General features: G+C 58.2%; 14 protein-coding genes. All 14 read right to left on the bottom strand.

The window, feature by feature from the left end:
- Window positions 1-207 precede the first annotated feature (207 nt).
- A complete protein-coding gene (locus QMK54_RS11460; protein WP_320402512.1) occupies window positions 208-1,491 on the bottom strand; it encodes an OprD family porin in 1,284 nt (427 codons plus the stop codon).
- Between the two features lie 142 nt (window positions 1,492-1,633).
- The gene (locus tag QMK54_RS11455; RefSeq protein ID WP_320402511.1) at window positions 1,634-2,638 is read right to left on the bottom strand and encodes a CDP-6-deoxy-delta-3,4-glucoseen reductase; all 1,005 of its coding nucleotides are present in this window, start codon (window positions 2,636-2,638) and stop codon (window positions 1,634-1,636) included.
- 36 nt (window positions 2,639-2,674) lie between these two features.
- Window positions 2,675-3,703, bottom strand: coding sequence for a 4-hydroxy-2-oxovalerate aldolase (gene dmpG / locus QMK54_RS11450; protein ID WP_320402510.1), 1,029 nt, complete (start codon window positions 3,701-3,703; stop codon window positions 2,675-2,677).
- A 10-nt stretch (window positions 3,704-3,713) separates the two neighbouring features.
- Complete coding sequence (locus QMK54_RS11445; protein WP_320402509.1) at window positions 3,714-4,655, bottom strand: acetaldehyde dehydrogenase (acetylating); 942 nt, start codon at window positions 4,653-4,655, stop codon at window positions 3,714-3,716.
- On the bottom strand, window positions 4,652-6,466 hold the full coding sequence (locus QMK54_RS11440) for a feruloyl-CoA synthase (protein WP_320402908.1): 1,815 nt from the start codon (window positions 6,464-6,466) through the stop codon (window positions 4,652-4,654). The genes QMK54_RS11445 and QMK54_RS11440 overlap by 4 nt, the downstream gene beginning before the upstream one ends.
- 164 nt (window positions 6,467-6,630) lie before the next feature.
- Complete coding sequence (locus QMK54_RS11435) at window positions 6,631-7,362, bottom strand: 2-keto-4-pentenoate hydratase (protein WP_223503283.1); 732 nt, start codon at window positions 7,360-7,362, stop codon at window positions 6,631-6,633.
- An 83-nt stretch (window positions 7,363-7,445) separates the two neighbouring features.
- Window positions 7,446-8,423, bottom strand: coding sequence for an NAD(P)H-dependent flavin oxidoreductase (locus tag QMK54_RS11430; protein ID WP_223503019.1), 978 nt, complete (start codon window positions 8,421-8,423; stop codon window positions 7,446-7,448).
- Window positions 8,424-8,463: 40 nt separating this feature from the next.
- Entirely contained in the window at window positions 8,464-9,276 is an 813-nt protein-coding gene (gene hcaB, locus QMK54_RS11425; protein ID WP_223503021.1) for a 3-(cis-5,6-dihydroxycyclohexa-1,3-dien-1-yl)propanoate dehydrogenase, read from the bottom strand.
- Window positions 9,277-9,286: 10 nt separating this feature from the next.
- On the bottom strand, window positions 9,287-9,817 hold the full coding sequence (locus QMK54_RS11420) for a 3-phenylpropionate/cinnamic acid dioxygenase subunit beta (protein WP_223503023.1): 531 nt from the start codon (window positions 9,815-9,817) through the stop codon (window positions 9,287-9,289).
- Between the two features lie 11 nt (window positions 9,818-9,828).
- Window positions 9,829-11,100: an aromatic ring-hydroxylating dioxygenase subunit alpha gene (locus QMK54_RS11415; RefSeq protein WP_320402508.1), complete on the bottom strand. Its 1,272-nt coding sequence runs from the start codon at window positions 11,098-11,100 to the stop codon at window positions 9,829-9,831.
- A 131-nt stretch (window positions 11,101-11,231) separates the two neighbouring features.
- Entirely contained in the window at window positions 11,232-11,573 is a 342-nt protein-coding gene (locus QMK54_RS11410; protein WP_223503027.1) for a non-heme iron oxygenase ferredoxin subunit, read from the bottom strand.
- Entirely contained in the window at window positions 11,570-12,424 is an 855-nt protein-coding gene (locus tag QMK54_RS11405; RefSeq protein WP_223503029.1) for a protocatechuate 3,4-dioxygenase, read from the bottom strand. The genes QMK54_RS11410 and QMK54_RS11405 overlap by 4 nt, the downstream gene beginning before the upstream one ends.
- A gap of 4 nt (window positions 12,425-12,428) precedes the next feature.
- Entirely contained in the window at window positions 12,429-12,725 is a 297-nt protein-coding gene (locus QMK54_RS11400) for an extradiol ring-cleavage dioxygenase (RefSeq protein WP_223503030.1), read from the bottom strand.
- 6 nt (window positions 12,726-12,731) lie between these two features.
- On the bottom strand, window positions 12,732-13,547 hold the full coding sequence (locus QMK54_RS11395) for an alpha/beta fold hydrolase (protein ID WP_223503032.1): 816 nt from the start codon (window positions 13,545-13,547) through the stop codon (window positions 12,732-12,734).
- Window positions 13,548-13,800 lie beyond the last annotated feature (253 nt).

Below are 13,800 nucleotides of genomic sequence, written 5' to 3'. Positions count from 1 at the left end.
GCGAGCAGGACGGATGTGGCTTCGGAGTGCGGAGCGCTGTAGGTGCAATAACCGGAAGGACGGTTAGGGAGAGGCGCCGCGGCCATTCGTTTTCGATGTGTCGGAACGTCGCATCCACGCTGCTGCATGATCAGTAATCCAATGTTGTTGTTCTTGTTGGGGTGGGCGGGCGCGGCCAGGCGCCCGTTCGGCCAGGCGCTGCCTGGACTACCAGAGCGCCAAGGTGTAATCGATGTTCACCCGCGTCTCGTTGTCATCGCGGAAGGAAGCCGCCGGGGCGAAATCATTGCGATACCAGGCATGACGCAGACGTAAGCTGACCCCTTTGAATGTGCCCGACTGCACGACGTAGGACAGTTCGACATCTTTTTCGCTTTCACTCAGGCCATCGCCACCCAAAGCCGTCGGCAGTTGGATATTGCTGCCTTCCAGGTAGCGCACCATGCCTTTGAGGCCCGGCACTGCGACGCCCGCAAAATCGTAGTCGTAGCGCACTTGCCAACTGCGCTCCTTGGGGTTGAGGAACTCGGAACTGAGCGACCCTTCGGACACTACCAGGGGTTCGGTCCCGGTCAGATAAGGCATGGCGGTAGCGCCGTTGAGCTGCATATAACCGGCCCCCAGGCTGTGGGCGCCCACCGAATAAGTGAACATCATCCCCAGGTTGCGATTGTCGACGTGCCCAGCCTTGGCCGCTCCGTCTTCCCCTGTGATGAAATAGCGCACATCCGTCTTCAGCTTCCCGGGACCGATAGGCTGTATCTGCTCGAAGCCGAAGTAGTCCTTGCGATACATTTCGTCCAGCACCGCGTGGTAGTACTTCAACGTCAGGCTATCGGACCATTTGTAATCACCGCCCAAAAAGACGAACCGGTCCGATTCGGCGGCAGGGTTGAAACGACCGTTGGGCGATGCGACGGTCATTTTTTGGTAACTGGTGGAATCGCGCAGATTAATGCGGTCCAACCAGCCTGCATTCAAGGTCAGGTTGTCCAGATCCTGCGAGCGCAAATAGGCACCACGAAAGGTTTGCGGCAACAAACGCGTGGGGCTGGCGAAGGCGATTGGCAGGAACGTACTGATGGTCCCGGCTTGCAGTTCCGTCTTCGAGATTTTCATTTTGCCAGTCAGGCCAAGCTCCGAGTAATCGTCGCGAGGTTCTCGGCTGGGCACGTCGTATGGCAGCAAACCTGTGCCCGTACGATCCGGCGATGAATCGAGCTTGACGCCCAATAGCCCCACGGCATCTATTCCGAAACCCACAGGTCCCTGGGTGAACCCCGAACTGTATTTGAGAATGAAGCCTTGGGCCCACTCGCGGGCTGCCGATTGCGCGGACGTGCCTTTGTAGTCGCGGTCGAAGTAGTAATTGCGCATCGTCAGACTGGCTTTACTGTCTTCAACGAAACCGGCTGCCCTTACATGCCCAGCAAGAACGGAGAGAACAAAACAAACAGCGATACTCGAGGGAACGCGAACTTGAGCTTTCATGGTTTTCTCTATTTTTATTAGTATTGAACGGGTCCTTACTGCTGGCGTGTACCTGCCCCCGAACCTGTTGAGCGACCACGCAGGCGTGCCCAATAAAGTTCGGGTGTAGCTCGTTCTAATCCGTTAGTTAACGTTGTTGCGGTTATACGAATGCATCAGCGTAGAAATTGGTTTCCAGCAACTCTCGCTGCGCTATAAAGTCTCGACGGGCGCAATCCACGACGATCGGTGCTCCACAGGCATACACTTCAAAACGCTTCAACGAAGCAAAGTCGGACAGGACCTGCTGGTGTACAAATCCGCAAGCGCCTTGCCACTGACAGGCATCATTCGGTTCCGAGAGCACCGGGATGTAGTTCAACCAGGGTAATTCGGCCTCCCACTCGAGCAACTGCTCATGATGGTAGAGATCCTTGCGCTGCCGGCCACCCCAATAGAGATAAACCGGACGTGTGTTATTACCCTGTTCACGCAGTTGCTCCAGCAACGCCTTGATCGGCGCAAAACCGGTGCCACTGGCGAGAAAGATCATCGGTTGATCATTCTCACGCAGATAGAAAGAACCATAAGGGCCTTCCAGACGAAGCAGTTCGCGCGGTTTCAATGTATTGAATACATGGCCACTGAAACTGCCACCTGGCATATGACGGATATGCCACTCTAGTTGATTGTCCACTGTCGAACGAGTAGCCATCGAATAACTTCGACGACTACCGTCCTTGAGCAAAACTTGCGCATATTGGCCAGGGTAATAGTTGAAAGTTACCGTGGGCGGCAACATCAGTCGCACGACCATTACATCGTCGGCGACCTTTTCGATGCTGGCCACGCGGGCGGCCGTCTGCTGAATGGAAATACCGCGCAGCTCAGTCACTTCCGGGGCATCGATGGTCAGGTCCGAGGTCGCTTTGGCGCAGCAGAACAATGCCAATCCGGCGGCGCGCTCCTCTTCGCTCAGAACCTCCAGCGGACTGTTGGCATGATCGACACTGCCGCTCACCACCCTGCCCTTGCAGCTGCCACACGTTCCTTCACGGCAACTGTGCTTGAGCATCAGCCCGTCAGCCAAAGCACCGTCCAGGATGGTCTTGCTCGCATCCAGATCGAATTGTTGCCCCGATGGTTGAATATCTACGTGATAGGTCATGGCATTTCTCTTGCTCATTCACTCAGAGATGAAAGATCAACGGCTCTGTGCCGCCAGCAGATCCAGCGCAACATCAACAATCATGTCTTCTTGACCGCCCACCATCCGCCGCTTGCCCAGCTCGACGAGGATGTCGAGGGTTTTGAGGCCGTACTTGGCCGCCGCGATTTCGGCGTGACGCAGGAAGCTGGAGTAGACGCCGGCATAACCCAGCGCCAGGGTTTCGCGGTCGACCCGCACCGGACGGTCCTGGAGTGGACGCACGATGTCGTCGGCCGCGTCCATCAGCGTGTAGAGGTCGGTGCCATGGTTCCAGCCCAGGCGTTCGGCGGCGGCGATGAAGACTTCCAGCGGCGCATTACCGGCACCGGCGCCCATGCCCGCAAGGCTGGCGTCGATGCGGTCGCAGCCTTCTTCGACGGCGGTGATCGAGTTGGCCACGCCGAGGCTCAGGTTGTGGTGCGCATGCATGCCGGTTTCGGTTTCAGGCTTGAGCTGCGCCTTAAAGGCGCGGAAGCGGTCACGGATGTCCTGCATGTTCATCGCGCCACCGGAGTCGGCCATGTACACGCAAGTCGCGCCGTAGCTCTCCATCAATTTGGCCTGGGCGGCCAACTGCTCGGCCGGGATCATGTGGCTCATCATCAGGAAACCAACGGTGTCCATGCCCAGCTCACGGGCGTATTCGATGTGCTGTTTCGACACATCCGCTTCGGTGCAGTGAGTGGCGATGCGCACCACTCGTGCTCCGGCGTTGTACGCCGCTTTCAGGTCATGCACCGTGCCGATACCCGGCAACAACAGGGTGGTGATTTTCGCGTGGCTGATGACGTCGGCGGCCGCTTCGATCCACTCCAGGTCGGTGTGCGCGGCGAAGCCATAGTTGAAGCTCGAACCTTGCAGGCCGTCACCGTGGGCGACCTCGATCGAGTCGACCTTGGCCTTGTCCAGCGCGCGGGCAATGTCCTGCACGTTCTGCAGAGAATACTGATGGCGAACGGCATGGCTGCCGTCGCGTAGGGTCACGTCGGAGATGTAGAGTTTTTTGCCGGGATTAAAAGTCATGTCGGTCTCCTCAGGCGTTCAGCATCGACTGCGCCATGCGCTCGGCGGTGGCCAAGGCAGCGGAGGTCATGATGTCGAGATTACCGGCGTAGGCCGGCAGGTAATGGGCGGCACCTTCGACTTCGAGGAACACCGAAGTCTTCAGTCCGGAGAATATGCCGAGGCCCGGAATATTCAGCGGCGCATCTTCTGGAATCACGTCGAACTGGACTTTTTGCTTCAGGCGATAGCCCGGCACATAAGCCTGCACGGCGGCCGCCATCTCGACGATGGAGGCCTCGACCAGCGCCTGGTCAGCCGCTTCGGACAATACAAACACCGTGTCGCGCATCATCAGTGGTGGCTCGGCCGGGTTCATCACGATGATCGCCTTGCCCTTCGCGGCGCCGCCGATCACTTCGATGGCCTTGGAGGTGGTTTCGGTGAATTCGTCGATGTTGGCACGGGTGCCGGGACCGGCGGATTTACTGGCAATCGAAGCGACGATTTCGGCGTAATGCACCTTGGCCACGCGGGACACCGCCGCGACCATCGGAATCGTCGCCTGGCCGCCGCAGGTGACCATGTTGACGTTGAGCTGATTCAGGTTCTGTTCCAGATTCACCACCGGCACGCAGTACGGGCCGATGGCAGCCGGGGTCAGGTCGATCAGGCGAATGTCGGGTTTGATCGAGCGCAGGAACGCATCGTTCTTGACGTGGGCACCGGCCGAGGTGGCATCGAAAACGAAGTCGATGTCCTTGAACACGTCCATACGGGTCAAGCCTTCAACGCCTTCGTGGGTGGTGGCCACCCCCATGCGCTGAGCGCGGGCCAAGCCGTCGGAGGCCGGGTCGATGCCAACCATGGCGGCGATTTCCAGGTGCTCGGCGTTACGCAGGACCTTGATCATCAGGTCGGTGCCGATGTTGCCGGAGCCGATGATGGCGACTTTCAGTTTTCTGGAACTCATTTACTTTCTCCATAAGCTTCGTCGAGAAGGATCACGGCCGGGTCCAGCGTTTCGGCATACAGACGCTTGACCGCATCAGCACGCAGACCAAGTGCTGCACGTTGATTGATGTAACCTTTGTCAGTAATTTCCCCATCATCGAGGCTCGGCGGTGAGTCGAGGATGACCAGGCGCACCGCGTGCTGCGAGGACGCAGGAAACTGTTTGGCCAGTGCTTGCAAGCCCGTACTCAGGGCTTGGCGAACAGCAGGTTGCATAGCCAGTTGCTCAACGGTCATTCGCTTGCCAGCGGCATCGGCCAAGGCGCGCAACGACGGCGTTGGATAGATCAAAGCGCCAATAAAGTCTTGATCGTGACCGCAAATCACACAGTCAGAAGCGTAAGGCGCCAAGGCACTCACCAGCCGTGGGCGCAGCGTGCCGACGGAGACCCACGTGCCGGTGGTCAATTTGAAGTCTTCGGTGACCCGCCCATCAAATACGATGCCCCTCTGCGGGCACTCGGGATCGAGTAGTCGACCAGCATCACCAATCTGATAGAAGCCATCTTCATCGAACGCCTGACGGCTGCCTTGTGGGTCATTGAGGTACTGCTGAAACACCGAGGGTCCGCGTACGCGCATCTCCAGCTTGTCGCCGCTGGGCACGAACTTGATTTCGACGCCTGGTACCGGGAGGCCGATGTTGCCTGGTTTGTCCAAGCGGTAATGAACACTGGTGAGCACTGGAGAGGTTTCGGTCGCGCCCCATTCGCTGGTAAAGAACAGGGGATTGTCACGCACCGTTCCCGCACAGGCCATCAACCGATCCCAGGTGTTCTGTGGCAAAGCCGCAGCGGCATAGAACAACATGTCAAGGCGGCCGAAAAGTGCTTGCGCCAACTCCTCGTCGCGTTCCAGATAAGGTAATAGCGCTTCATACCCACGAGGGACGTTGAAGAACACAGTCGGCTGAACGGATTTGATATTTTCCACCGTCCGCTCGATACGCCCGGGAACTGGCAAACCATCATCGATATAAAGCGTGCCGCCATTGCGCAGCACCATGTTGAAGTTATGGTTAGCGGCGAAGGTATGACTCCATGGCAGCCAATCCACCACGACCATTTCACTGCCTTCGAGGAATCGCCAGCATTGGGCGATTGCTTGCTGGTTGGCGCACAACATGCGATGGGTATTGATGACCACCTTGGGTGTGCCAGTGGAGCCGGAGGTCAGCATGTAACGGGCCGGGACATCGCCATCGAGGCGCAGAAAGGCCTCCATGACTTGCGCACTTTCGACCCGGTAAAGCAAGGGTAGCGGTAGCGCACCAGGAATGGCCTGGGCGTTGCGTGCAACCACCACGGGACAGTCCGGTTGAATCAGTTCGATTGTGCGGCGATAAGTGTCGCCATCATTGACAAAGATCAATGCGGGTTGCAGCTGCGCTACGATAGACTTCAGCTTGCTGCAGCCGCTCTGTGTATTGCGCGAATAAGCGACCGACACGGTGGCCACCGCAATCCCGACATGCATGGCCGCCAGCGTAATCAAGGCCTGGTCGATGTCATTTTCCGATAACACCAGTACCGGACGACCGGGCGTCGTATCGAGTTCTAGCAAACCCTGGGCCAGGGCGCCGACGCGTTGGCGAACCTCGCTGTAGTTGAGAGTGAACCAGACGCCGTTGCGGCGCTCGGCCAGATAAGGACGCTGCGGGGCTTCACTCGCCCAACGCTCCAACCACTGGCCGATGCAACGGGCATAGGGTTGCAGAGGTTCCGGGGATCGCAATATAAAACTGCCCGCCTCACCTGGCTCGACAGTCACTCGAGCAGGTGCCAGCTTGGCAGGATCGTCGAAAAAGTCGTACACGGCACGCCCTCACGAGATCAACAGACATGTCTGTTGTTCATCATTATTATTTTTGTTGTTACAGGTGCAGGTTCAAAAAACCGGCGCCCTTTCCAATGACACGGGTCATTGACCAGCACTCATACGAATCGGCAGTTCACTTCACCCAGACGGGTCAGTTTCAAGCGCAGGCTGTCACCGGGTGTCACCGGCACCATGGGGCCCAGAGCACCGGACAAGAGCACGTCGCCGGCCCTCAATGGACGACCAAATTCGGCCATGGTCCGCGCCAGCCACAGGCAGGCGTCCAGCGGGTTGCCGAGGCAGGCAGCGCCCACACCGATCGAGGCCTGAGCACCATTTTTCTCCAACAGCATGCCTTCCAGCGCGAGGTCCAGATTGGCCAGGCGCACGGGAGTCTTGCCAAGCACGTAGAGCCCCGATGAAGCATTGTCAGCGACCGTATCGACCAGCGTGATTTTCCAGTTCTCGATCGCCGAATCGACAATTTCCAGCGCCGGAACCAGGTACTCCACCGCGCTCATCAGCTCGCCCAGCGTGGTGTCAGGGTTGGGCAAGTCACGCCCCAACACGAAAGCGATCTCCCCCTCGGCCTTGGGCTGGATCAGGCGGGAGCTGTCAATGGCATCGCCATCGCCGTACTCCATGTCGGCAAACAACATGCCGAAGTCTGGCTGATCGACGCCCAGCTGCGCTTGCACCGCCAGAGAGGTCAAGCCGATTTTACGCCCGCTGAGACGGCGCCCCGCGGCTAGCGCAGCCTGGGTATTGAGCTCCTGTACGGCATAAGCATCAGCCAGGGTGGAAATTTCAAAGCGTTCGGAAATGCGGCCGCATGGGGTTCGCATCATGCGCGCTTGTGCCAGAAGCGAAGCGGCGGCCTGGATGGAATCTTGCTTCACGGAATAACTCCTCAACAGGTGATGGTGGGCGCTCAATGTGCGCGTTGCAGGCTGGCCCGATAACCCAAATGCAGCTCTTCAATTAACTCGGCGACGCTGTAGCGGCGCTTGATCTGCCCTACGCCCTGCCCCGCTGACCAAACGTGTTTCCAAGCCTTGTTGGCGGAGGCAATGTCACCGGAAAAATCGATGGCGGTGCGGTTGTCGGCGGCAGGGTCGATACCGGCCTTTTCCAGCGAGGGTTTCATCCAGGTGGCCAATACGCCACTGACCGCTGTGGTTGTAGCCACGTCATCCATGGAACAGTCCACCAGCATGTCGCGGTAGGCGTTTTCGACCAGGCTCTCGTGGGCCGCAACCAAACGGGTGCCCACCAGGGCGAAATCGCAGCCCAGGACTTTTGCCGCATGGATGTCGCGCCCGTTCGAAACTGCACCGGCCAAACCGAGCGGCCCGTCCCAAAACTCACGGACTTCCGCTACGAAGGCAAAAGGGTTGTAGCTCCCCGTATGGCCGCCGGCACCGTTACAGACCAATACCAGACCATCGACACCCGCATCGACAGCCTTGCGTGCCAAGGCTGGGGTGATGACGTCGGCGATCACTACGCCGCCGTAACCATGAACAGTTTCCAGCACGCGCTTAGGGCTACCCAAGGCCGTGGAAACGATCGGCGGCTGGTAGCGTTTGACCAGCTCCAACTCAGACTCGAATCGATCGTAGGTGCTGTGCACGATCATGTTCAGCATCCAGGGTGCCCAGACCTGGCCTAGTGTTTTAGCCGCCTCACGCTCGACAACAATCTGCGCCAGCCACTTGTCCAGTTGCTCGACGGTACGTGCATTGGGCGCTGGCATGCTGCCGACTACACCAGCCTGACAACAAGCATTGAGCAGCTGCGGCCCGGAAACCAGGAACATCGGGGCAGCCAGAACCGGCAGGGGTAAACCGGCAAACAGATCCAGCAACTTCTGCTGGGGGGCACTCAAGGAACGGCTGTTGACGCTCATGGTCATTTCTCTTGTTATGGGTGCACGTGCAGGTCTGGCTTCAGACCTTTCTGTGGCTGGCTGCGCCTGGGCTGCGGACTTCCCAGCCACCGTCGCTATGGATGATGTTGGCGGTGGTCAACCCGGCGTTTTCACGCGAGGCCAACAGCACGTAGTGGCCCGTGTGATCCTCCGGTTCAGCGATACGCTGAAGCGGCACGGCCTGCGCGGCACCTTGCTCGAAACCCGGAATCTGGTTGAGCGGAACACTTCGCGTATTGAGCCCGTCCAGGCTCTTCATAGGCGTATTGGTCGCTCCGGGGGCCACGCCGTTCACGCGGATATCCGGCGCCAACTCGTAGGCCAACTGACGGATCATCCCGACCAATGCATGCTTGGCGGAGACATAGAGAATGCCGCCACCGCCGGCATAGAATGCGCTATTGGACAGGGTGAAGATCATGCTTCCGCGACTGGCGCGCAAAGCATCGGTGCTGCATCGCGCGCCAAGCATGTAGCCTTGGACATTGATGGCGAACAGACGCTGAAATGCACTTTCAAAATCTTCCGGAGCGATGCGGTCCAGACGCGTGAAGTAATCAAAGACCGCCGCGTTACCGACAAATGTATCGAGCTTGCCGAACACGTCCAGCGTGGCGGCCACTGCACGCTGATTATCCTGGTAACTGGAAACATCGCCCTGCACCGTGATGATGGCGTCGCCCAGTTCATCACGCAGCGCACTCAACTGTTCGCCGTCACGAGCCATCACGCAAACACGCGCGCCTTCGTTCACATAGCGCCGAACGATGGCGCTACCGATACCGCCAGTTCCGCCAGTGACCAGTGCTGCTTGTCCTTCGAGCCAACCCATGTGCGTATCCTCAGAGGAAAGTGTTGATGTTCTTGCACAACAACATCGCGTTAGGAATGAGGATCTTTCGCTTGAGCAGCTTCAACCCGTCGGCCTCACGGCGCAGCACGTCCTCACGACGACCGACCAGTTGGTGAGATTCGTCCAGGCCGCGGCTGCGGATGTTCATGAAGCAGGAGAACGCAATGAGCTCGCCTTCCTGCTCACCGGCAAACACCTCGATGTTGCTGATCAGGTGAACGTTGCGCGTAGGCGGGTTCTCGGCCCAGGCAGAGGGCTGTTTAAACCGCGCCACACGGCGCTGAAGATCGCGCATGCCGTCATCGAAGAACGCCATGTGTTCCAGCCTGTAGGGGCCAGATTTGTCTTCGCGCCGACGGTTTTCGATACCGGGCATCCAGTAATGGATGGTCTCGCTCAGCGACTGCAGCCACTCATCCCAGCATTCGTTGTCGAGCAGGCGAGCCTCACGCAACAAGAAGGCCTCGACGGCGCGCGTGTCTTCAAATGCAGCGGGTTGTTCGATTGGCAAAGCATTCATTTTCGATCCCCTCAACGCATCTTGCCGTTACGATCCGGTACATCCGCCCAGGTGGGCGATTGCAACAGGTCTTTCCAGCGCTGATAGAACGCACGGGAGTTGCATTCGTTGAGTTGCCCCTTGAACACATTACCGGGCAGTTCACTGTTTTCGATGCGTGTATTCATGCCAAGGCCGACGTACAAATCCTGATATCGCGTGACCATGCCGCGGCTGGTCTTGGTGCAGTACTCCCAGTTCTCGCCATCGTCCATTTCGAATACGCCGGTCGGAGAGAAGGTCATCATCGCGCCACGGCGCCATTTATCCTTGATGTCCTGCGGTGCATTTTTGTTGACGATGACCCAGGTAAACAGCTCGATCTTGTGTGGCCCACGCGGTTGCCAAATGCGCACCGTGTTCTGCCCCGGCAAGAAGGAAAAATTGGGGAACACGGTGAACGATGAGATCGAACCGATCAGCTTGGAGCGGAACTCGCCCAGGCGCTCTGCCACTTGCGGGCGCAACACGTGCAAGTACTTGTTGATGTCTTTCTCGCCAAGTGTCGCGGCATTACCAACAACATCAGTGGCGAACTCATAGCCGTGGCCATTCCAGTTCACCGAGTAGGACTCGGGAAGATCGCCAACATTGGCCACCGGCCCACCCAGCATGGCCTTGGCGGCGGAGTCGTGCGTCCAGCCACCATGGAGGATGTCACCGACGAAGTTTTCCGCCGCGACTTTCCAGTTGCATTCGATGGTGGAGCGGATGCAACCACCCAGGAACTCACTGCCGCCCTCGTCCATGTCGAGCATGACATCCAGGTACCAGGTCATCGGACCCAGGTACTCTTCAAGTGTCGGTGCATCGGCGGCAAAAGTGGCAAACACCAGGCCCTTGTAAGTCGCAACACGCGCTTCGCGCAGTCCGTGCTTGGACTTGTCGAAATTGCTTTCCTCGTAGCACTTGGACTCGTGCATACCCAGCAAGCGACCGCCATCGGCGCCAAACGACCAACCGTGGTAATTGCAGATAAAACCCCGTGCATTACCTGCTTCGGCGAAACAGATCTTGTTGCCGCGGTGCGGGCAGGCATTGAGGAACACCTTGAGCGATGCGTCCTTCTGACGTACCACCAGCACCTCGTCCTCGCCCATGCTGGTGGCCAGATAATCACCTGACTTGGGCAATTGCGATTCATGGGCTACGAACAACCAGCAACGCGCGAAAATCTTCTCGAGTTCTTGCTCGTAAATGGCCTGATCCCAGAACACCTTGCCAGACAAACGGCCTTCTTCCATGTCGCAAACGCGATCAAGGTTCGGCAGGCTGGGTGTGGACTCAATGGTTCTGAGTGGTATGTGTTTACAGTTATCCATTGCTCTAGACTCACAAGGAATACGGGTAGAAAGACGCGCCTTCATGTCGGACGTCAGGCGTCGGCCAAGGCTGCATCGCTGGCATGTTCGATGTCGGCGTAGACCTCTTTGTCGGTGACGATGATCCGGTACGTGCGAAGATGCTTTTCACAGGGAAAAGTCACTGCCTCGCCAGTCCGGATATCAAACTGCCCCCAATGCACCGGACAGGTGATCAGGTGGTCTTCCAGATCGCCTTCTGCCAGAGAAGCCGTGGCGTGTGTGCACATGTCCGAAGTGGCATAGAACGTGCCGCCCAGGTTGTACACGCAGATATCTTCGGCAGCGCCATGGCTGACTTTTTTCAACTCGCCCGACGACAGCTCATCGCGCTGGCACAGCAATACACGGCTCATGACTTTTCCTCTCCAGCAAACAGTTGCAAGAAACCCAACCCGGTAACCCAGGCCGGCACCGCCTCATAGGCGACTACTTCACCTGTCGGATTGGCGACGGCTGCCATGGCACAGGCGAAATTGCGAATCTCCATGGCGCCATTGCCGGCACGGCGCAAAATCTCTTCATCCGAATAGGCGCACAACGCTTGCAGATCGCCATTGACGCCATGGGTGAGGATCTCCTGGTCGAAGTCCTCGGCAACCCGGCCCATTTCCGCCGTTCCTACCCAGTGGCTGATGCCGCCGCTGCCGATGATGACCACCCGCTCGTCGGCATCGAACGACTCCACCGCCGCACGGATCTGGCGACCGAGGTCGGCCGCTCGTTGAAGCGAGATGTAAGGATCGACACCACAAGACAGATACACAGGGATACTCGGCAGTTCGCAACCGAGAATGCTTTGTGCCGGCTTGACCACCAGTTGATGGGGTATCGAGAAGGAATGATCGACGGTGAAGCTGCGTGCCACCGTCCAGTCGATACCCATCGTCTCGCCATGCTCGTCGATGTGACCGGCCAGCTTCTCCTGATTGAGCACTGTTCCCCGCTCCAACCCTGGCAGACGATCGATGGGGCCATCGACATCGCCGATACCAATCACGTAGCGTGGCAGGCACTGGGTACCGAACAGGATGTAGTGATCGCAGCCGACGATAATCACCGAGGTTGGCGCCAGCTGCGCCAGACGCTGGGCGCACTGTTCGAAAGCACCCCAAACCGCATTCCGCTGAGACTGCGGCGGCGCATTAGGGGCGACAAACATGACCGGGTCGTGCGGCATCCAGAAGCCGCCTACTATCTTGCCCATCGGTTCACCCCTTGAGCGCGGCGGAAAAGCCTGCGCATTGTTCGTCGGTAGCGCCCAGGCGCTGCTTGTACAGCAACATACTGCGTTCCGGCGCCAGCTCCTGCCAGAAACCCATGGTCAGCATCGGATTGACCCCTAACGCTTGCAGCGCCGCGACGTCGAAACTCACGACCATTTCAACTTCTTCACTGCTCAATGCGAAACGATCGAGAAAGCCTTTGGGGTCTTCGCGAAAACGCTCTTTAGCGGCGCGATCAACCGAGAGTTGCCACAGCGCTCGCTCCAGTAGATTTCGGCTCATGTCGGATCACTCGCTCAGGAAGTCGCGAACCAGCGCCACGAAGCGCCGCGGTTGTTCGCTCTGAACCCAGTGACCGCAACGGCCGAACAGATGCAGATCCGCATTCGGTACGCTGTTGGCGATGAGCAGCCCGCACGCCGGCGGCACCACACGATCTTCACGACCATGCACGACCAGTGTCGGCGCGACGATCTTGGCCAGCGCTGCTGCAGGGAAACCCTTGACCAGTGTTTCGCCTTCGGCGGCCGGCCTAGGGATGAGCTTGCGCAAAGCTTCCTGCGAACCAGCACGGGCACTAGCTTCGTACCGGCCCTTGACCAACTCGGGAGTGATCAATGTCTTGTCGTAGGGAAACAGCTCCATCAGTTGCTGCATGCTCTCCAGCGATGGTTCGTATTCCCAGGCACCACGCAGGCCTGGGGTCTGGACGAACTCACCGGCAGGTGTGCCGAGCAACACCAACTTGTCGACCCGCTCAGGGGCGAACACCGCCAGGCCAATGGCGACCGCACCACCAAAGGAATTGCCGACGAAAGAGGCCTTGGCAATATCCAGCGCATCCATGATGCCGACCAGGTGGTTGACCCACAATTTGATGTCGTACTTGGCCTCTTCCTGGAACTCGGTGAAACCGAAACCGGCAATGTCCGGCACGATGACCCGCCATTTGTCAGAGAAGGCCGACATGCTCCGGGACCAGTTGGTCCAGCCCGAAACGCCAGGACCGGAGCCATGGAGCAGAAACAGAGCATCGCCCTGACCTGCTTCGTGATAGTTGGTCTTGTGTCCTGCTGCCAGCAGGGTTTTTCCAATACCGTCCATAAGGCCTCCGGTTGTTTTTATTTATTAAGATACAGATGTGTATCTGTATGCTAGAGAGGAAACCGGGGCACGTCAACACGCAAAATACATACATGAATGTCAGTATTGGGCGCAGAATCAGGTGCTAGAGCGGAAAAATGATTTTTCTGTTAGGATACATATATGTATCTTTATGATGAACGGTCAGCCGGATACAAAAAGAACTGTTCAATACACCTGCGAATTGCGGCTGCCTGGAAAGCCGCCAGGCGTT

Source organism: Pseudomonas sp. P5_109, from assembly GCF_034009455.1.
Lineage (GTDB): Bacteria > Pseudomonadota > Gammaproteobacteria > Pseudomonadales > Pseudomonadaceae > Aquipseudomonas.
This window is presented reverse-complemented; position numbering and strand designations above follow the sequence as displayed.